This window comes from Methylobacter sp. sgz302048 (assembly GCF_052162025.1).
Lineage (GTDB): Bacteria > Pseudomonadota > Gammaproteobacteria > Methylococcales > Methylomonadaceae > Methylobacter.
The window spans coordinates 621,476-640,921 of the sequence record NZ_CP197401.1 but is presented as its reverse complement, the minus strand read 5'-3'; the positions used below and the strand labels follow the sequence as shown (position 1 = coordinate 640,921).

General features: G+C 50.5%; 16 protein-coding genes and 1 riboswitch. Of the genes, 12 read left to right on the top strand and 4 right to left on the bottom strand.

All coding sequences use genetic code 11. From position 1 onward, the window contains the following. The first annotated feature begins 787 nt into the window (after positions 1 to 787). The 12 genes from ACTNE6_RS03265 to ACTNE6_RS03210 all read left to right on the top strand — a co-directional run bounded on the left by ACTNE6_RS03265 (position 788) and on the right by ACTNE6_RS03210 (position 14,840). Positions 788 to 1,339, top strand: a complete 552-nt coding sequence (locus ACTNE6_RS03265) for a polysaccharide biosynthesis/export family protein (RefSeq protein WP_442498575.1) — start codon at positions 788 to 790, stop codon at positions 1,337 to 1,339. A gap of 97 nt (positions 1,340 to 1,436) precedes the next feature. Further along, the gene (locus ACTNE6_RS03260) at positions 1,437 to 3,674 is read left to right on the top strand and encodes a GumC family protein (RefSeq protein ID WP_442498574.1); all 2,238 of its coding nucleotides are present in this window, start codon (positions 1,437 to 1,439) and stop codon (positions 3,672 to 3,674) included. 125 nt (positions 3,675 to 3,799) lie between these two features. Next, entirely contained in the window at positions 3,800 to 4,486 is a 687-nt protein-coding gene (locus ACTNE6_RS03255; RefSeq protein ID WP_442498573.1) for a hypothetical protein, read from the top strand. Continuing rightward, positions 4,470 to 5,270: a metallophosphoesterase family protein gene (locus ACTNE6_RS03250; protein WP_442498572.1), complete on the top strand. Its 801-nt coding sequence runs from the start codon at positions 4,470 to 4,472 to the stop codon at positions 5,268 to 5,270. Before ACTNE6_RS03255 ends, ACTNE6_RS03250 begins: the two co-directional genes overlap by 17 nt. A gap of 63 nt (positions 5,271 to 5,333) precedes the next feature. Further along, positions 5,334 to 7,622 (top strand): Tex family protein, encoded by a 2,289-nt coding sequence (locus ACTNE6_RS03245; protein WP_442498571.1) that lies wholly within the window; start codon positions 5,334 to 5,336, stop codon positions 7,620 to 7,622. A gap of 57 nt (positions 7,623 to 7,679) precedes the next feature. Continuing rightward, a complete protein-coding gene (locus ACTNE6_RS03240; RefSeq protein ID WP_442498570.1) occupies positions 7,680 to 8,273 on the top strand; it encodes an exosortase system-associated protein, TIGR04073 family in 594 nt (197 codons plus the stop codon). Between the two features lie 231 nt (positions 8,274 to 8,504). Then, positions 8,505 to 8,654, top strand: coding sequence for a hypothetical protein (locus ACTNE6_RS03235; protein ID WP_331815114.1), 150 nt, complete (start codon positions 8,505 to 8,507; stop codon positions 8,652 to 8,654). After that, positions 8,654 to 9,499, top strand: coding sequence for a 5-bromo-4-chloroindolyl phosphate hydrolysis family protein (locus ACTNE6_RS03230; protein WP_442498569.1), 846 nt, complete (start codon positions 8,654 to 8,656; stop codon positions 9,497 to 9,499). Before ACTNE6_RS03235 ends, ACTNE6_RS03230 begins: the two co-directional genes overlap by 1 nt. A 27-nt stretch (positions 9,500 to 9,526) precedes the next feature. Continuing rightward, on the top strand, positions 9,527 to 10,681 hold the full coding sequence (locus tag ACTNE6_RS03225; protein WP_442498568.1) for a toxic anion resistance protein: 1,155 nt from the start codon (positions 9,527 to 9,529) through the stop codon (positions 10,679 to 10,681). Between the two features lie 171 nt (positions 10,682 to 10,852). Continuing rightward, on the top strand, positions 10,853 to 11,944 hold the full coding sequence (locus tag ACTNE6_RS03220) for an SPFH domain-containing protein (RefSeq protein ID WP_442498567.1): 1,092 nt from the start codon (positions 10,853 to 10,855) through the stop codon (positions 11,942 to 11,944). A gap of 11 nt (positions 11,945 to 11,955) precedes the next feature. After that, positions 11,956 to 13,131, top strand: coding sequence for a primosomal protein N' (replication factor Y) - superfamily II helicase (locus ACTNE6_RS03215; protein WP_442498566.1), 1,176 nt, complete (start codon positions 11,956 to 11,958; stop codon positions 13,129 to 13,131). 359 nt (positions 13,132 to 13,490) lie between these two features. Further along, positions 13,491 to 14,840 carry a cytochrome-c peroxidase gene (locus tag ACTNE6_RS03210; protein ID WP_442498565.1) on the top strand — a complete coding sequence of 450 codons (1,350 nt, stop codon included), beginning with the start codon at positions 13,491 to 13,493 and terminating at the stop codon, positions 14,838 to 14,840. 186 nt (positions 14,841 to 15,026) lie between these two features. Here ACTNE6_RS03210 and ACTNE6_RS03205 read toward each other — a convergent pair whose 3' ends face one another. From ACTNE6_RS03205 to ACTNE6_RS03190, 4 genes are all read right to left on the bottom strand, one after another. After that, complete coding sequence (locus ACTNE6_RS03205; RefSeq protein ID WP_194971728.1) at positions 15,027 to 15,389, bottom strand: roadblock/LC7 domain-containing protein; 363 nt, start codon at positions 15,387 to 15,389, stop codon at positions 15,027 to 15,029. 9 nt (positions 15,390 to 15,398) lie between these two features. After that, positions 15,399 to 15,962 (bottom strand): protoglobin domain-containing protein, encoded by a 564-nt coding sequence (locus ACTNE6_RS03200; RefSeq protein ID WP_442498564.1) that lies wholly within the window; start codon positions 15,960 to 15,962, stop codon positions 15,399 to 15,401. 463 nt (positions 15,963 to 16,425) lie between these two features. Next, the gene (locus ACTNE6_RS03195; protein ID WP_442498563.1) at positions 16,426 to 17,217 is read right to left on the bottom strand and encodes a hypothetical protein; all 792 of its coding nucleotides are present in this window, start codon (positions 17,215 to 17,217) and stop codon (positions 16,426 to 16,428) included. A gap of 25 nt (positions 17,218 to 17,242) precedes the next feature. Further along, positions 17,243 to 18,577 carry a hypothetical protein gene (locus ACTNE6_RS03190; protein ID WP_442498562.1) on the bottom strand — a complete coding sequence of 445 codons (1,335 nt, stop codon included), beginning with the start codon at positions 18,575 to 18,577 and terminating at the stop codon, positions 17,243 to 17,245. 556 nt (positions 18,578 to 19,133) lie between these two features. Continuing rightward, positions 19,134 to 19,211: riboswitch (cyclic di-GMP riboswitch) on the bottom strand. Positions 19,212 to 19,446 lie beyond the last annotated feature (235 nt).

Below are 19,446 nucleotides of genomic sequence, written 5' to 3'. Positions count from 1 at the left end.
AGCAGTATAACGGATGCCATAAAAATAAAGGTGACTCTCATCACAAAGTTTGTAAATTATGAGTTTAAATAAAAGAAAATATAATAAACTTAATTATGATTTCAATAACATGTTAAGTACATCACAAAAAATTGATATGCATTACGGTTCCCGTTTTAATAATATATAGGACAAATAAAAAATGGGGGTTAGCCAGTAGAATTGCTCGAAACTCATCAAGAATGGCTTCAGCGCCACGTTAAAGACCATACACTTCAAACAGGGCCGGACAGCAGTTATTGTCTTGATCTAACAAGCAGGAATTGACGGAGCTAAATATTCCATGCCGATAGAGCAAGCTTGAATCATAACCATCAAGCTGTCCCGCATAAATAAAAACGGAGCCATAGTTGAATGCTATCAGCACTAGATTGACGTTAGCTCAGCCATGCACGACAAGACATTGGCAGAGCGTAATTTGTTTGGGCTGCTTCAGTTTATTAAACATATTGATGAAGTAAAAATACAAAAACGTTTAATTGAGTAATGCTCATTCAGGCGATCAAAAGTACAACATAATTAAAGCCATTGATGAAACCGGCATTGTCTTTTCGGAAAAATAATACATGCTGACTTACTGCCAGGAATTCAGTATAGCCATTTATATATTATTGCAAGGCTATGGTTTTTTATGGCTTGTAGCCATCAAAAACAATGAATATTTATAATCTGATTTACCCGTATATAGCCGCCTCTCCCGGCATTACGAATCAAAGAATAAAATTAACTTAAATAAAAGGTATTTTAAGTGAAAAAAAATCTTATCTTCATGCATCTATTGAGCATAATTTCCCTTGTTTTTTTTGTTGTATTTAACCTACATGCTGAAGATCAAAAAGCTCAACAATATCGTTTGGGCAGCGGCGATAAATTGAAAATCACCGTCTTCAATCATGATGACTTAACCGGCGAATACACTGTTGATGGCGCCGGCAATGTTTCAGTACCGCTCATAGGCACCGTTACTGCAAAAGATCTCAGCCTCCAGGAATTTGAAGAGTTATTAAGATCCAAGCTGAGCCCTGACTATATCCTGAATCCTAAATTCAGCATTCAGATGCTCAATTACAGACCTTTCTATATTTTAGGCGAGGTGGAAAAACCTGACTCCTACCCTTACGTAAGCGGAATGACTTATTTAACGGCTGTCGCTATTGCCGGCGGATTTACCTACCGCGCCAAACAAGATCATGTTTTTGTGATCCATGCGAACGATGCAGCGCAAAAAGAAGTACAAGCCAATATGGATATGCCGGTTATGCCAGGCGACATCATCAGAATTGATGAACGGATGTTTTAATGCTCTGCTGAAAGTGTTCCGGCCGCAGTTTTGCAGCAAAGCCACTTCCTAATAAAGCTATTACCTTTAATTTTACAAGCTCTCAAGGACTTACCTCATGCAGCTAAGCAAACCTCCATTTGCGACAATGGACAATAACACTGCGTTTCAAGAAGAAAATCTATCAATAAGCCATATACTGCATGTTTTCTGGCTGCGCCGTCAGCTGTTCATAGCGGTTTTCGTGTCTGTTTTTATTGTCGGAGCCATTGTGTTGTTTCAAATAACTCCGAAATATACGGCCGAAGCCAAGATTCTGGTAGGCGCAGCAAAAGCTCAAGTGGTCGATGTCAAAGCCGTATTAAGCGGCGATATGAGCACTGATGATGCAGTAAAGAGTGAAGTAGAAATTTTAACGTCAAGAAGTCTGGCGAAAAAGGTTATCACTAAACTCAACTTGTTAGAGCGTGCCGAGTTTAATCCGGAACTTAAAGAAAAAAGCTTTTTATCAAATTTAAATCCTGTCAACTGGCTTCCTGATGACTTCAAAGAAGCGCTGGGCATGCATTCCGTGCCATTGACCGAAGAAGAAGCCGAAGAGCGACGCTTGGCGAAAGCGACGGATATTTATCTGGAAAAATTGACGGCGACACCGGTCAGAGGCTCTCAGGTTATTCTCATCACTTTTAAGTCTATCGATCCCAAATTGGCTGCAAAAATAGCCAATACCCATGCCGATATTTATATCGTCGACCAACTGGAAGCCAAATTTGAAGCCACCGAGAAAGCCACGGCCTGGCTTAACGATCAGTTAACTGAGCTACGTGTCAAAGTTGCCGACTCTGAAAAGGCGGTGGAAACTTATCGCAGCACTCATAATTTATCCAGAGGCGCCCAGGGAGAAGGACTGCTTCAAGGACAATTATCCGAGATAAACAGCCAATTGATCATCGCTAAAGCGGCGCGCGCTGAAGCCAGTGCCCGATTGAACCAGGTAGAAAACTTATTGAAAAACGGCGGGGACATTGAGACCGCTCATGAAGTGTTATCCTCTAACTTGATCCAAAGTTTGCGCCAACAGGAAGCCGAACTTAAACGAAAAGTGTCCGAGATGTCCGTTGAATTCGGCCCTAAACACCCGCAAATGATTCGAATTCAGGCCGAAATCGCGGATCTGCAGGCCAACATCCAGGCTGAGATAAAAAAAATAGCCGCCGGCCTTAGAAATGAGCTCAATATAGCCAGCAGCCGTGAGCAAAGCCTGCAGGGCAGTTTGAACTCGATTGAATTCAAATCCGGCAGCAGCCAAAAGGATGAAGTCGCACTAAGAGCTTTGGAACGCGAGGCCAACGCCAATCGGATATTATTTGAAACCTTTTTAAACCGCTTCAAAGAAACCTCCACTACGCAAGGCATGGCTGAAGCCGATGCGCGGGTTATTTCAGCAGCCGAAATCCCGCAACAAGCCTCTTCCCCGAAGAAACTCCTAATACTTATAGTCATCTTTGCCATGGCAGGCGTCATCAGCTCAGCCGTCATTTTCATGCTGGAAATGCTTAATCCGGGGCTAAGGTCTCCGGAAGAGGTCGAATCGCACTTGGGCATGCCCACCATTGGTTTAATCCCTATGATGACTGAACAGGATGCCATTGAGCATATTCTGACAAAACCGCATTCAAGCCTTGCGGAAGCCATCAATTCCTTGCGGGTATCCATAAAATTATCCTCTCCTGATAAAGAGGTTAAATCGGTGATGATCACATCCTCTATCCCCTCGGAAGGAAAAAGCACCTTGGCATTATGTCTTGCTCGAGGGGCAGCTCAATCAGGGCAGAGAGTCATCATTATCGATGCCGACTTAAGACGGCCGACAATCGAGCAAAAGCTCGGCTTGCTGACTAAATCCAGGGGGCTGACCGATTTGCTTGTATCTGACGGGAAAAATATAGTTGATTTTATGTTTAAAGACGAAAAATCGAATCTCTACATAATGCCCAAAGGTCATGCCGACTATGTCAATTCGACCGAACTTTTCAATTCGAACCGAATGAAAAAATTCATCAGCGTCATGGAGGAAAAATTCGATTTGGTTATTTTTGATATGCCTCCGGTTATGGCCGTTGCCGATGCGCGTATTCTGGCCTCGCTCATGGATAAAACCATCTACGTAGTCAACTGGGATAAGACGCCGCGCAAAGTCATTAAAGCCGGTTTGCAGCAGATGTTCAGCGCCAATGCCAATATTGCCGGCATTGCTTTACAGCAGGTGAACTTAAAACAATATGGCGGTTTTTCTTACAACAATTCCGGGCATTTTTATCATTACGGCAAGTATGGCCAATATTATTCCAACTGATGATCGATAACCCGGCTTTACAAGGATCGACGATAAATTTGAGACAGCTGAACCTGGCGCAGGATAGCTTAACCGCAACCCTATAAACCCCCTGCAAGCTTATTGATCATTTCCGGCAAATTTCCATGATAAGCTCCAAACATTTTCTTTCATTTTTCATTTTATGCCTCGGCATGGCTTTAGGTTCTGTTGCATGGCCCAGGGTTAAAGCGGCGCTCAACCATATACCGGTTGAAACCGGGATTGACAAGATTGCCCGGCATCGCCCTCTGCCCGAAGCCGAAGCATCCCGACTAATCGAAACGGCAAAGAAAAGCATTGCGCTGTTTGACCATCCTGACTATTGGCAGGACTTAAGTGAACTTTTTCACTATCAGGCCCAAAAACAAGGCTTTTACAGTGACGCCGGCCAGGCCTTACTGAAACAGTCGGCTGACAGCGCCCGCCAATCCTTGCATCGCTCGCCTGCCAATTCAAAGTTATGGTATAAACTGGCAGCTATTGATGTTTTATTGCACGAGCAACCTGATACAATTCAAAAGAAATTATTGATGTCCATCAGGACCGGCCCGCATGAGACGGCTGTTTTGACCCCGCGTCTCCGGCTTTGCTTATCGGTACTGCCTGCATTTGCACAGGATGATAGGGATGTGTTAAGCAGCCAACTGGTGGATGCCTGGAATCTGTCTCATAAACGATTCATAAAAGCCTTTGACAGTGCGCTATACATGGATACCATTAGCGCTCTGTTAACCAATAGTCATCCACTTGTTCTTAAAGAGATGGTCGCAGAATTTGAAACAACTCATTAATCGATTCTTAAAAACAAAACCCTACCCGACGCCTGCTTTACCCGACAATACCCGCGTTTACTGTATCGGCGATATTCATGGCCGCCATGACCTGCTGGTTAAACTGCTGAGTCAAATCAAACGGGATGCAGCCGGTTTTTCCGGCCGCGTGCTCATGATTTACTTGGGCGACTATATCGACAGAGGCATGCAATCCCGGGAAGTCATCGAGGAATTGTTGCAGAATGTGCAGCCGGGTATTGAATATGTCTATTTGCGCGGCAATCACGAACAGACTATGCTCGATTTCCTGCGTGAAGAATCCGTAGGCCGTTCGTGGTTTACTTATGGCGGCCAAACGACATTAGCAAGTTATAATGCCTGTGACGCTAAAATACCGACCAAACGAGAAGACTTCATAACCATTCAACAGCGGTTGCTAAAAAATCTGCCGCGCTCGCATTTTCAGTTCCTGAATAACACTTTGTTTTCTTATTCATTGGGCTCTTATTTTTTTGTGCATGCCGGTATCAATCCTGACCTTTCATTATCCCGGCAAAAGCCGGAGAACATGCTATGGATACGCAATGAATTTGTCAGTGAAAAGAAACCCTATGAAAAAATTATTGTTCATGGCCATACCATAACTGATGAGCCTGAGCTGCTGCCTAATCGTATAGGCATCGACACCGGGGCTTATGCATCGGGCATCCTGACATGTCTGGTATTGCAGGGAGACCAGCAAAGAATCATCCAGACCCAATCTGCAAACAGCCCGCCTCGTTCACTCGCTGCCAAGGCTTAAAATACTTGCAGTGCCACATACTGCTACAATCCTTCTTTTTTAAACCGAACAAAATTTTAAAAAATGGACGTAATCCAACGTATAGCCGAAGAATTATCCGTCAACAGCCGACAAGTCAGCGCTGCCGTAGCATTACTGGATGAAGGCGCGACCGTGCCGTTTATCGCCCGGTACCGTAAGGAAGCGACCGGCGGCCTCGATGACAGCCAGCTAAGATTGCTGGAAGAACGTTTAACTTATCTGCGCGAGCTGAACGAACGTCGCAAAAGCATACTGGAAAGCATCAGCTCCCAGGGCAAGCTGACGCCGGAACTGGAAAAAGCCATTCGTGAGGCCGATACCAAAACCCTGCTCGAAGATTTGTACCTGCCCTATAAGCCCAAACGACGCACGAAAGCGCAGATTGCGCGTGAAGCGGGGCTCGAACCTTTGGCCGATGCTTTGCTTGATAACCGCAGCCTGATTCCGGAACAGATCGCGGCCGGCTATATCGATGCCGACAAAGGCGTACCGGACATCGCCGCCGCGCTCGAAGGCGCACGCCAGATCATCATGGAACGCATTTCCGAAGATGCCGAGCTGCTGGCCGAACTGCGCGAACGCACCTGGCAAAAAGGCATCCTGCATGCCACCGTCGTCAAAGATAAAGAACAGGAAGCGGCCAAATTCCAGGACTATTTCGATTACCAGGAAGCTATCAACAAGATCCCTTCGCATCGCGCGCTGGCATTGTTCCGCGGCCGCAATGAAGACCTGCTGAACATTGCGCTCAAACCCGGCTTGGAGGAAAAAGAAGAACATGACCTGTGCGCGCAGCTGGTGGCGCGCCATCTGCATATTACCAACGCCGCCAGGCCGGCGGATGCTTGGCTGGCCGAAACGGCCCGTCTGGCCTGGAAGGTCAAACTGTTCACGCGCATCGACCTGGATTTGAAACTGCGGCTGCGCGAAGCGGCCGAACTCGAAGCCATCCGCGTCTTCGCGAGCAATTTAAGAGACTTGCTGCTGGCCGCACCGGCAGGCCCCAAGGCTACGATGGGGCTGGACCCGGGCATCCGCACCGGCGTCAAGGTCGCCATCGTCGACCCGACCGGCAAACTGCTGGTAACCGACACGATCTATCCCCACGCGCCGCGCAATCAATGGGATGCCTCGATAGCAACGCTGGCCCGGCTGATTGCACAGTACCAAGTCGATCTGGTCAGCATCGGCAACGGCACCGGCTCGCGCGAAACCGACCAGCTCGTCGCCGACGTGATCAAACGGCACAGTGAGCTTAAATTCACCAAACTGACCGTATCGGAAGCCGGCGCCTCGGTTTACTCGGCCTCGGAGCTGGCCGCCAGAGAATTCCCCGAACTCGACGTATCCCTGCGCGGTGCCGTATCGATTGCCCGGCGTCTGCAGGACCCGCTGGCCGAACTGGTCAAAATCGACCCGAAATCGATCGGCGTCGGCCAGTACCAGCATGACGTCAATCAGGTGCAACTGGCCCGCAGTCTCGATGCCGTCGTCGAGGATTGCGTGAACGCGGTCGGTGTCGACGTCAACACCGCGTCGGTGGCCTTGCTGAAGCAGGTCTCGGGGCTGTCGGCCAGCGTCAGCGAAAATATCGTCGCGTTCCGCAATGAGCACGGCCCGTTCCGCAACCGCGAGCAACTCAAAAAAGTGCCGCGGCTCGGCGACAAGGCTTATGAACAGGCGGCGGGCTTTTTGCGCGTCATGAACGGCGACAATCCGCTCGATGCCTCGGCGGTGCACCCCGAAGCCTATCCGGTCGTCGAAGCGATTATCGAAAGCACCGGCAAATCGATACGCGACCTGATCGGCCAGAGCAGTTTCCTGCGCACACTGAACCCGGCCAATTACACCGATGAACACTTCGGTCTGCCTACCGTGACCGATATCCTGCAGGAACTCGAAAAGCCGGGTCGCGACCCGCGCCCTGAATTCAAAAGCGTACAGTTCAAAGAGGGCGTCGAGAAAATCACCGACCTCAAACCGGGCATGACGCTGGACGGCGTGGTCACCAATGTCGCCAACTTCGGCGCGTTCGTCGACATCGGCGTGCATCAGGATGGTCTGGTGCATATTTCGCATTTGTCGGACACATTTATCAAAGACCCTCGGGACGCGGTAAAAACCGGCGATATGGTCAAAGTCAAAGTGCTGGAAGTCGATGTCGAGCGCAAGCGCATATCGCTGACCATGAAAAAAGAATCGACGGAAGCCACGCCCAGGCCCGAACGATCTTCTGCAAAAACAGATAAAAAGCCCAAGCAGAAAGGCCCTGATCCTCAAAAGACCCAAGGCTCGATGGCTAATGCTTTTGCGAAGGCGTTCAAAAAATAATTTAAAAAAGCTCTGCTATACTTGAGTAAGTTATTAAACCAATGCGCAGGACTTGACATGACTAGAATCGACCGCTTTTTTGCCCCACTATTATTAACAGGTCTGCTGACGGCCTATACCCCTCTAACCCAGGCCGACATGCAGCAACAAGGTTATGGTGATACGTCTTATACAGCCGCTCCGCTGATTGACAAATCGCAACAGCCGACGACCTACGGTGGCAAAGTCGGCAGAAAAGCGTCGTCCGCGTTTGCCAACCTGACGACGGGCTGGCTGGAAATTCCCAAGAATATGATCAATACGACCAATCAGAGCAATGTCTTCTATGGCATAGTCGGCGGACTCTTCAAAGGCGTGGTCAACATGGCCGGGCGTCTGGGCGTCGGCGTTGCCGATCTGATCACGATTCCAATTCCTACCAAACCGATCGCTTATCCGGTCTATATCTGGGAAGATTTTGATGTCGATACCAGTTACGGCGACGTGTTCCGTCTGGATACGACTGAAGCGCCTCCTGCTAAGCCCGTAGCGGTTGCAGAGCCAGCAGCGCCGGTTGTCGCACCGCCCAGCGCACCGGCTCCTGCTTATGAATACAACAAAGAGACCAACAAAACATTGGACAACTATTTCAAAAAGGAAATGATGAAATAATCCGTATTTCTTCAATCCCATTAAATGAGCCCGGTCGGACCATCCTGCCGGGCTTTTTCATTTAAGCAGGTGCGTCGCGCTCAACATTGAAAATCTGGAAATCGGCCCCAGTATAGTTGGAAACTCAGGGTGCTTAACCCTGTCACAGAAACAGTCCATACGCTGTTTTACAGATGTCATGACTGTAGTGGATAATGAAGATCAAATTAACATTAATGGGAGTTGAGGTCGATGCCCATCGTATTACGCAGATTGCTCGGTTTTATCGTATTGGTTGCCACGATTGGCCTGGCAACCTGCCAGTCTCTGGTAAAGGCCGAGCCTTTAACTTCCAGCGCTCCTGTTGAAGCTTCTTTGACCAGCCGCACTCAGGCCCGGTAATGGATCAATTCAGAAAACCCAAACGATTTGTCGCCGACACGCTGCACCGTTATTCCCCGCGCGGATTGCTGCTCTATTTTCTGCCGATGGCGCTGATTCCGGCGACATTCATCGCGCTGGGTAAAGGCCATCTGCTGGGCGTTATTGTCAACGCTGTCGGTTTTGCGCTTTATATGCTGGCCGCCTGGTACTTGCGCAAGGGCCTGCAGGCCGAGCATGTTTATGAAAAAAGCCGCATCGCCCGCCCGCCCAAGCCGCTAAAAATGACAGCGGCGATCATAGCGGCACTGACCACCGGCATGATTGCCTGGCTCGGTGCAGGACGCCCGCTGCCGATAGCGCTCCTGTTTGCCGGCGGCGCCTTTCTGGGCATGTATCTGAGCTACGGCTTCGACCCGCGCAAAGAGAAGAACATAGTCGCCGCGCATGGCTATTCCCGGGATGAAATCCTGCAGACGCTCGAAGATTCGTCGCGCATCATCCGCGGCATAGAACAGGCCAACGACCGCATTCGCAATGCCGAACTCAACCGGCGCATCGAACGCATCTGCGAAATTGCCGACAGCATCCTGGCCGAAATCGAGGCCGATCCGCGCGATATCCGCCGCGCGCGCAAATTCCTCAATGTCTATCTGGACGGCGCCCGACAAGTGACGGAAGGCTATGCCAAAACCCATCAGCAAACCCAATCGGAGGAACTGGAACAGAACTTCCGCAATGTGCTGGAAACGATCGAATCGGCATTTCAGGAGCAGCATCAAAAGTTATTGGAAGAGGATGTTTTTGATCTGGATGTAAAAATTGAAGTTTTGGCCACACAGCTCAAACGAGAAGGCATCCTTTAACGCCATCACACCCTAGAGGATTTAATCATGACTGAACAGCAGGCATCCACGACAACTCAAGCAGCGACCGACACGGCCGACAGCTCCGCAGCCAAGGAGATTGTCCCTGGCGTAAAAGCTGAAATGGTCCCGCTTGCCGAGGCGCCGGTGGAGAAGCAGCAACAGATCCAGAAGCTGCTGAGCGAAATCGATATCAGCAATACCCAATCAATCATTTTTTTCGGCAGCAAGGCGCAAGAACAGCTGACCACGATTTCCGACCGCATGCTGGACGGTGTCAAGAACAAGGAAATAGGGCCTGCCGGCAATGACCTGAACGAAATGGTGGCGACGATACGCGGTTTCGAGGTCGATGATCTCGACCCGAACAAGAAGCAGGGTTTCTTCGACCGGTTGATGGGCAAGGCCAAGCCGGTCGTCAAATTCCTGCAGCAATACGAAGAAGTGCGCAAGCAGATCGATAGCATCACCGATAAGCTGGAGCGGCACAAGACCAATCTGCTGACCGACATCATTTCACTGGACAAGCTCTATCAGGCCAACCTCGACTATTTTCATACGCTTGAAGACTATATCGCCGCCGGCGAAGAGAAGCTGCGCCAACTGGACGAAGTCATCATTCCGGAGCAGGCCAAGAAAGCCGAAACCACGGCCGAAGTCCTCGCCGCACAAAACCTGCGCGACCTGCGCGCGGCCCGCGATGATCTGGAGCGGCGCGTGCACGACCTGCGCCTGACCCGGCAGGTCTCGATGCAAAGCTTGCCCAGCATCCGTCTCGTACAGGAAAACGACAAAGGCTTGGTCAACAAGATCAATTCGACCATCGTCAACACCGTGCCGCTGTGGCGTCAGCAACTGGCGACGGCCGTGACCGTTTACCGTTCCTCACAGGCGGCCGAGACGGTCAAGGCTGCGACCGATCTGACCAACGAACTGCTGGCCGCAAACGCCGAAGCCCTGAAACAGGCCAATGCCGAAACCCGCAAGCAACTGGAGCGCGGCGTGTTCGACATCGAAACGGTCAAGAAAGCCAACGAAACCCTGATCGCAACGATAGAGGAAAGCCTGCAGATCGCCGACCAAGGCAAGAAGATGCGCAGCGAAGCGGTCGTGCAACTGGAGCAATGCGAAACCGAACTGCGCAAAACATTGGCGTCGGCGCATGCCAGGGCGGCCGGTTAATTAGAGGTTTTACCACGAAGAGCATGAAGATTTATGTCGTTTCCTGTAGGCTGGGTTGGTAAACCCAGCATAGGCGGCTTCGAAATGCTGGGTTTACCAACCCAGCCTACCTCTCTTCATATCTTCGCGGTTCTTATATAAATTCATTTTTTCTAAAACAGGAGCAACGCAGTGGGCATTCTGGATAAGCTATTCGGCGAGTTTGTCGATGTCATTGAATGGACGGACGATTCCAGCGACACGATGGTCTACCGGTTCGAGCGCTACGGCCACGAAATCAAATACGGCGCCATGCTGACGGTCCGTGAATCGCAGACGGCGGTGCTGGTCAGCGAAGGCCGCGTGGCCGATTTTTACGAGCCGGGGCTCTATCAGCTCGAAACGCGCAACATGCCGATCCTGACTACGCTGGAAAGCTGGCCGCACGGTTTCTCCAGCCCGTTCAAGGCGGAAGTGTATTTCTTCAATATGCGCCGCTTTACCGACCTGAAGTGGGGCACCAAGAATCCGGTCATGCTGCGCGACAAAGAATTCGGGCCGCTGCGGCTTCGGGCTTTTGGCACCTATTCTGTCAGAATCAAGGAGCCGCTCACGTTCATCAAAGAAATCGTCGGCACCGGCGGGCATTTCCAGACCGCCGGCATCAGCGATCAGCTGCGCAACCTGATCGTCTCGCGCTTTGCCAGCATTATCGGCGAATCGGGCATCCCGATTCTGGACCTGGCCGCCAATTACGACGAATTAGGCAATTACATTACCCAAATGATCAGCCCAGAATTCTCCGCCTACGGGCTGGAAGTCCTGCAGCTGCTGGTCGAAAACATCTCGCTGCCGCCGGAAGTGGAAGCGGCCATGGACAAACGCACCAGCATGGGCATTATCGGCGACCTGAGCCGCTACACGCATTATCAGGCCGCCGAAGCGATGACTGCGGCGGCCCAGAATCCGTCCGGCTCAGCCAACGAAGGCATCGGCATGGGCATGGGGTTTGCCGTGGTCAATCAAATGAACAAGGCCTTCTCGCAGCAGTCGCCGGCAACCCCGCCGCCCTTGCCTGGCTCGGTCGTTTATTACGCCGCTATAGACGGGCATCAACAGGGACCTTTCGAGCGCTCTGTGCTTGAGCAGAAAATCAACAGCGGCGAGATCAACCGTTCCACCCTGATCTGGCATGCCGGCCTCGCGGAATGGACGCCGGCCGAGCAGGTACCTGAGCTGGCCGGCGCCTTTGCAATGGTGCCGCCGCCACTGCCTAAATCATAATCAGTTCATCAGTGCTAAAAACTAAACCCTCATCCCGACAAACCCTGGGGCGCTTTCCGTGCGCGCAATGCGGAGCCGTGCTCAAATACGCCCCTGGCACGACGCATTTGGTCTGCGATTACTGCGGCTTTGAAAATCATATTGAATACCGCGCCGGCGTCATTGAGGAGTACGACCTGCAGGAAGCCCTAAGACGGCTGTCGGAACCTCGCACGGAGGCGGCCAAGCCGCAGGTTCATTGTAATGAATGCGGCGCCAGTTTCCAGTTTGAGTCCAACATTCACGCCGGCGAATGCCCTTTCTGCGGCTCGCCGATCGTTACCGCCACCACACAAAGCAAGCCCATACAGCCGAAATCGCTGCTGCCTTTCCGCATTGACGAATCCGAAGCGCGCCAGCGATTCCGGCGCTGGATCGACGGCTTGTGGTTTGCACCCAACGCCGTCAAGAAATATGCGCGCAGCGAGTCAAAACTAACCGGCGTCTACCTGCCTTACTGGACGTTTGACAGTGATACGGAGACGGATTACGTCGGCGAACGCGGCGATGTCTATTATGTTGAAGAGCAGGTTCAAGTAACGCGCAATAACGAAGTCGTTACGGAAACCAGGCGCGTGCCGAAAATTCACTGGACGCCGGTCAGCGGCCATGTGAGCCGGTTTTTCGATGACGTGCTGATCGGCGCCAGCAAGTCAATGCCGCGCAAGATTCTGGACGCCTTGCAACCCTGGGACCTGGAGCAATTGATCCCTTATGACGAAAACTATCTGAGCGGTTTCCGCAGCGAGTTTTATCAGGTCGATCTGAACGAGGGCTTCGACCATGCCAAGCAGGTCATAGACAATGTTATCTACCGCGACATCGCCTATGACATCGGCGGCGACCATCAACGGATTCATCAGATCCGAACGCGTCACAGCGCCACGACCTACAAGCATTGCCTGCTGCCAGTCTGGTCCGCCGCGTTCCGTTACCGGAACAAATCCTACCGGTTCGTCATCAATGGCCGCACCGGCGAAGTTCAGGGCGAGCGCCCCTACAGCTGGTGGAAAATCGGCTTTGCGGTACTGACCGCATTATTGCTGGCAACCGGAGCTTACTATTATCTGGAAAGCACGGGCGCTTTAAAGCACAGCCAGAGCGGCACTTATTACAGCGCGCCTTATTACCACAGCGACCATTATTAAATACACGTGCAACAGCTTATAGTTTTGGCGGTATAAGGTTATTAATCAATAAATCTGACCCTGTTTAAAAGCTCCATTCATTTCTAAAGCCAGGCTATAGATTAGAAAATCCAACGAAAAAAACAGTGAAATCCCCTATTATGGATAAGGCATTTAACCTGTTTTATTAATATTTTCCCCGCATATTTCAATATTGCATTTGTTTTATATCGTTTTATTTATTATGGTATAGAGTTTGCTTAATCTAGTAATGCGAATTATGCATTACTAAACTAATCAAATTCATCAGTCTATTCGGTTATGTAATGTATCCCTCGCGCATTCATGGCAGTTCTACTAACAATAACGGATAGATTACGATGATACATTTTGCTTTATCTTCCCGATTAAAACTGAAGACCATGGTTTCCGCCGTTTCGCTCGTGCTATCGGCCTTGACTCCGTCTTTAACTTTTGCCGTCCCCGCCAATGACGCCGGCTTTCCGGCCAGGAACGCGGCCAAAGAGCAATTGGGCAAATTTCTGTTTTACGACAAGATTTTGTCAGGCAACAAAAATACCTCGTGCGCCACATGCCATCATCCCCTGGCCGCTACCGGAGACGGTCTGTCGTTAGGCGTGGGCGAAGGCGGCAAAGGGTTGGGCATCATGCGTGACACAGGAACCGGCAGTGACGCCATACACGAACGCGTGCCCCGCAATGCACCATTCGTGTTTAACCTGGGCGCGAGTGAATTTGTCCGCGTATTCCATGACGGGCGCGTTGAACAAGACAGCACTGCGCCAAGCGGCTTCAGAACGCCGGCAGGCGATGCATTCTTGCTGGGCGTGGACAATGCGCTTTCTGCGCAGGCGGCTTTTCCTCCTACCTCCAATACGGAAATGGCCGGACAAGCCGGTGAAAATGAAGTGGCCGATGCGGCCGCGGCCGGCAATTTGCCTCTAGTGTGGCATCTTTTGACTCAGCGGATCATGGCCATTGAGGAGTACCGCACTCTTTTTGCCCAGGCTTATCCTGGCCTGAAAGTCCCTGAGCAGGTGACCTATTCTCATATTACCAATGCCATCGGCGCTTTCGAAGCCGCCGCGTACAGAGCCGATAACAGCCCTTACGACTACTATATGATGGGGCAAACTACTGCAATGAGCAAAAACGCTGTGGAAGGCATGAAAATTTTCAATAAGGCGGGATGCGCCAGCTGTCATTCAGGAAAATTCCAAACGGATCATGCCTTTCATGCACTGGGCATGCCGCAAATTGGTCCAGGAAAAGGCGATGGCTTTGAAGGGCATGATGATTACGGCAGGGAGCAGGTTACAGGCGATGCCAATGACCGGTATAAATTCAGAACCCCTAGCCTTCGCAACGTAGCGCTGACCGGCCCATGGGGGCATGACGGGGCTTACAATACTCTGGAAGCCGTGGTCAGACACCATCTGAATCCGGAGCAAAGTCTTGAGGACTATGACGTCTCCCAAGCCGTTCTGCCGTCCCGCTCGGATCTGGATGAACAGGACTTTATTGTTCATAACGACGCAACAAGCCGCTTCAACCTGGCGAACAGTATAGAAATCAATCCGGTTGCGCTTACAGATGCACAAGTCAAGCTGCTGCTGGATTATTTACATGCCCTGACCGACCCTAGCAGCCTGGATCTCAGATCTACCGCGCCTAAAAAAGTGCCTAGCGGCCTTTCTCTGGCAGACTAAACCGCTGCTTCAATCAGCGCTTCGGTTTCTTTTCAAGGCTAATCCCTATCAAAGCGCCGTAGAATGGATTTTCGCATCAATCCAATCTACGGCTTCCGATACATTGAATCCGTGCCTCTACATTACAGACCCGGCTATTTCTTATGCTTATAGCAGGTGTTGGATTTTTGGGTTACTTAAAGGCAATCAGAGCAATTCAGCGATACTGCCGGCGGCTCTTTTGACATCCAGGAAAATCAATCCCAGCTTGGCATTGGGCTTGGCCATTACGGTCAGCACCGCTTCCTTGCCGGCATAAGTCATCAACACATAACCGGAATCGCCTTTGATCAGCACCTGCTCCAATTCTCCACGGACCAGTTCCTGTGCGGTACGGTCGCCCAACGACAGCATCGCGGCGCTCATGGCGCCGACCCGGTCTTCATCCATTGAATTCGGCAGTACCGAAGCCATCATCAGACCGTCGGTCGAAATGACGCCTGCCGCCTCAATATCCGCAGAAGTGCCGCTCAAATCCGACAATACCGAAACTAACATATCTGAACGCATTGAAATCTCCTATTTATCTTTGTAAGCGTTAGCCAGGTTGGTAAACAATACACGGCTCATTCCGGAAATCTTGAGAAATTTTTCCAGTTCCTCGGCCAGACTGGCGGCCTGATACGACTGCTGCATCACCAAAAGCGACATGCCGGTCACGGCATTGATCGCAACCAGTATCTGAGCGCAGTATTCCTTATCATGACCGTAGGTTTCCACAATCAGGCCGATCAGGCGTTGATTGATCAAGGTCATGGCGCCCGCCATAAACTCAACCGGCAAATTAACTCTGACATGCACATCGCCCACTTTGTACATGTGTTCGGTATAGGTTTTATCGAAAGGCCCGCTAAATAATCCCTCCATCCAGAGAGTATGGGTTTTCTTCAATGATTCAACCCGCCCTCCGAGAAAAGTCGCTGCTTGCGGAATGGTGAGCAGGTGTTGATAAAAATCTTCGGTAATTCCGGCCAGTTTGGGTTTGATCTGTTCGCCCACCTTGATCAACAAGGCTTCTCGTTCAGGCGTTAATTCGCTGAATGATTTGGCATAGTGCGTTAATTTGTCAAAATCATGTGACATGTTACCTACCTAATATGAACTTCTAATTTTTATAATTTTTAGCCATTCAACGTCATACTAAACAGCTATTGAAACAAGGGCATTTCTCGTTAACCCTTGTTATGGAGTATATACCAAGTATTTTAGTCGGAATAAGAATGGGCTGTTATTTATCGTTTTTGTGAACTGAATCACAAAAATAACCGATACGGTTTTTAGGGATGTAGAAATCTGAACCTGGCCTGGCAGGTTCTGAAATAAGGTTAAATTTGAACTTGAATCGTGAAGAATAAGACTGATTGTCTTGGTTGTGCCATTACCTGTCTCTCAAGAAAGTATGGATAATGGCCGGTAATCGCTACATTTTTGTCATTCGAAAAGACAGCGATAAAAAAACATTAGACACATCGTTTCGAAATGTCTAATCATGAAAAGCTCTCGCTGAGCAGCCAAGTAACCGCTATTGTGCATACGAGAACTTAGATCATCGCGGCGGCAATGGATCGGATTCCAACGGGGCACATGCACCCTGTACGTATTCCATGCCAGGCAAAGGAATCCGGTATCTGTTGTTTTGGAAATCCCATGTCCATAGCGGAGAGCTTGACATTATCCCGCCATTGTCGCCGGTGCAACTGCCATTGGTTCCCAGAAACGGTGTGATCCGTGCGTTCTCTACCCGGCACTGACAGCTCAAGAGCTTATCTGGATCGGATGGATTCTGGTTTTCCGTGCACGGAGCGCCGTCGCAGACGGCCCAATATAGATCCCCGGTGTAGCCCGCTGCACTCGGGTCACAGGCTTTTGGCTTAACCTGCAAGAGACTGCACCATCCACGATAAGAAAAAGTTGACACCCAATCATACGTGACATTATCAACTTCATACTGTCCGTAAGTGATGGCCTTACAAACTGGAGCTTGATCTGCATTGCACGGATGTCTAGTAGTGCATTGGGCCTGCGTCAGGTGTTTGACCGCTGTATCCTGGATTGAAGCTGTTTCAACAATATGGGGTTCGTTAACCCTCAAGCAGTCGCAGTCAGCCTTGTCGCCATTCATTTTGCAGTCATAGGATGCAGAACAAAGGGCGTGCCATCCAGTACACACGACAAATTCCTGAGGTGCATTAGGAAAGTTATGGGGGCTATTATTCGTTTTTTCACCGAATTGTGCCACTGGTTGCGGCGTGTTCTGAGCCTGTGCGATGACGAAATAGAGATTGGCTATCGCCAGGAAGACGAGCGATTTGATTACGAGACTTTCAACTCTTTTCATTTTCCACCTCCCGGGAGAGTCGCTGTTATCGCCCTTTCAGGCAGGCTTGCCAGCCGCCATGTACGAATGTCGATTTATCGCACCAGACGGCGTCCGGGTAATAATCACCCATCACTTCCTTGGCGCATGGCCCCTTTTCGTCCAGAGCCGTTCGATCTGGAACGTTCGGGAACGAGAGATCAAACGTGCAGTAGTGGTCGGGGGGAGCCGCCCAGACATTTTGGATAGCATAGGGGAAATCGGGCGCAGGCAGCATGTTGCGGATAACCACAAACTTGGGATACTGCTCATCCCCATACGGCAGCCAGTTGACATTAGGCCGTAACCAGTCCGGGCGCTGCCGATCGTCCGTTATGACGATCGTATAATAGCCGCCTTCAAGACGAGTTGTCAGATCGGTTACGCAACCAACCAGCGAAAGCGGCGGCGCAAAGTCCTGTTCGCACACGGCCCAATACCGCATGTCGACGGTCCGGAAGCCCCGCGCCGGCCTCCAAATCGGAGAACCCTCGAATGTGCCGGGGAAACCCGGAGCTTTGCCGTGTATGACAATGATCCGCCCGGGTTGGTATTTGTTCCCCGGCCACATCATCATGTATTTACCATCCGGATTAGGCCATAGAATCGACGGCGGATCTAAAGGTGACGCAAACCAGAGCCGATCGGAGGAGGGCATGCCTTCATCGATGCTCAAATCGACCGCGGGTGGGAAGAGAAATTGGGCAAAGGCACTCGCATCCAACCATTTGTTGATCGGGAAGCAGGCCTCCAACTGCTTGCTGGCACCAGCTTGGTCCGTCACTGTTATGGTGGGGAGCGGCACCCCGCCCATCAGACTTTGACCGCTCTGGGACGGATCGGCGTCCGCTACATACATGCGCAGGACTACCCAAGTAAGGTCTGAGGAAACCCCGATTGTATTCCCCGAACTCGTGCTGTTACGCGAGATTGTGACAGTATAGTTGCCGTTGCGACCGCCCGGTGGGACGAACGGGTTGGTGCTGCCCGGATCGGGGGTGATCTGGGCATCGTACAGATGATGTTCTGCGAGGTGGAATCCCTTATTTGTATTATTTAGAGGGTCGTAATCTATCGTTTCGTAAGCGGCAAAAGAAAAAAACCGGATATTGGGATAGGTGCCCTTGATTGTCATTGTTTCGTACTGCGTATCAAAGGGCATGGCCCAATATCGGGCTGCACCGTCAGGGCCCTGCACGTTACCAGATCCTTCGGGCGAGAGTTCGATCGGCCACGCACAGCCTCGATAATTAAAATTCTGGGCGCGAACGACATCGGGATTGATCAGGAACGAGAGTGTCATGAGGCAGCCGAAAATACCGATCCAGGTAGATACTTTCATTGTTTCCTCCTTTCTTCAGTTATAAAGATAATGTGGCATGCGCCGCTGCCGGACACTCACCGAGCAAACATAAAGAATCCCGGCTTGTCGCCCACGACAGTAATGTGACCCTTGCAGGGAGGGGGCTTCTACCCGAAACACCTCACCAAACCGGAACCGTTGTAGTCGGGCAGCGAGATCGAGGATCCCGGAGGAGTTTCCTGGGCCCCCGCAAAGGATGCGACCAGCGCCAGGACCACTATCACAACCAAGGGCACAGACATAGATCGTATCGAATATCGCTTTTCATAGTTCTTCCTCCTCGTCGTTGGTTTTGTGAGGTGGTCAAGTGAAATCCACCAATCCAGTAGCCAGTTAAGCGATTTTTGTAATGTAACCACTTCTGGCTCATACTGATTGGGGCTTTTATAGCCCAAGTACGAATGGCGACGCTGCGGGTTATAAAACCAAGCGCGTCGCCATTTTTTGCTGCTACAGGTGGGACTCATTCGTACAAAATAAATTCGCGCAAAATAAAAAAGCCGACCTGTCTTGCGAAACCCTTACGATGGTCTCACTCGTCAGCTCGGCTTTTCTAGATACAGGATCCCAAACTTTCTGTCCCTACCTTACAATAGGTTTAGCTTTTAAATTTGAAAGAATAAAAGCACAAACAAAAAAATATTTCTACTGAGGATTTTAATAGGAATACAGTCTGGTGTAGTTTGAATGACTTAAGAGAACGATAACCTGACGTTCAAAGGAAACTGGCGAATTTCCGCTTGGGGTCGAACTCAGACTTTCAATGTCAGATTTTGTTGAGACCCGTTAGATCAGGTCCAGATTTTTACGCGTGCATCGTAAACAGCCGCTCTTTCTAAAACCTGACC

Bases quoted from the DNA above. Each gene is read 5' to 3' on its own strand.
- ACTNE6_RS03210 (WP_442498565.1), top strand. From the start codon at position 13,491: ATGATACATTTTGCTTTATCTTCCCGATTAAAACTGAAGACCATGGTT.
- ACTNE6_RS03240 (WP_442498570.1), top strand. From the start codon at position 7,680: ATGACTAGAATCGACCGCTTTTTTGCCCCACTATTATTAACAGGTCTG.
- ACTNE6_RS03245 (WP_442498571.1), top strand. From the start codon at position 5,334: ATGGACGTAATCCAACGTATAGCCGAAGAATTATCCGTCAACAGCCGA.
- ACTNE6_RS03235 (WP_331815114.1), top strand. From the start codon at position 8,505: ATGCCCATCGTATTACGCAGATTGCTCGGTTTTATCGTATTGGTTGCC.
- ACTNE6_RS03205 (WP_194971728.1), bottom strand. From the start codon at position 15,389: ATGCGTTCAGATATGTTAGTTTCGGTATTGTCGGATTTGAGCGGCACT.
- ACTNE6_RS03225 (WP_442498568.1), top strand. From the start codon at position 9,527: ATGACTGAACAGCAGGCATCCACGACAACTCAAGCAGCGACCGACACG.
- ACTNE6_RS03195 (WP_442498563.1), bottom strand. From the start codon at position 17,217: ATGAAAAGAGTTGAAAGTCTCGTAATCAAATCGCTCGTCTTCCTGGCG.
- ACTNE6_RS03230 (WP_442498569.1), top strand. From the start codon at position 8,654: ATGGATCAATTCAGAAAACCCAAACGATTTGTCGCCGACACGCTGCAC.
- ACTNE6_RS03255 (WP_442498573.1), top strand. From the start codon at position 3,800: ATGATAAGCTCCAAACATTTTCTTTCATTTTTCATTTTATGCCTCGGC.
- ACTNE6_RS03260 (WP_442498574.1), top strand. From the start codon at position 1,437: ATGCAGCTAAGCAAACCTCCATTTGCGACAATGGACAATAACACTGCG.
- ACTNE6_RS03190 (WP_442498562.1), bottom strand. From the start codon at position 18,577: ATGAAAGTATCTACCTGGATCGGTATTTTCGGCTGCCTCATGACACTC.
- ACTNE6_RS03200 (WP_442498564.1), bottom strand. From the start codon at position 15,962: ATGTCACATGATTTTGACAAATTAACGCACTATGCCAAATCATTCAGC.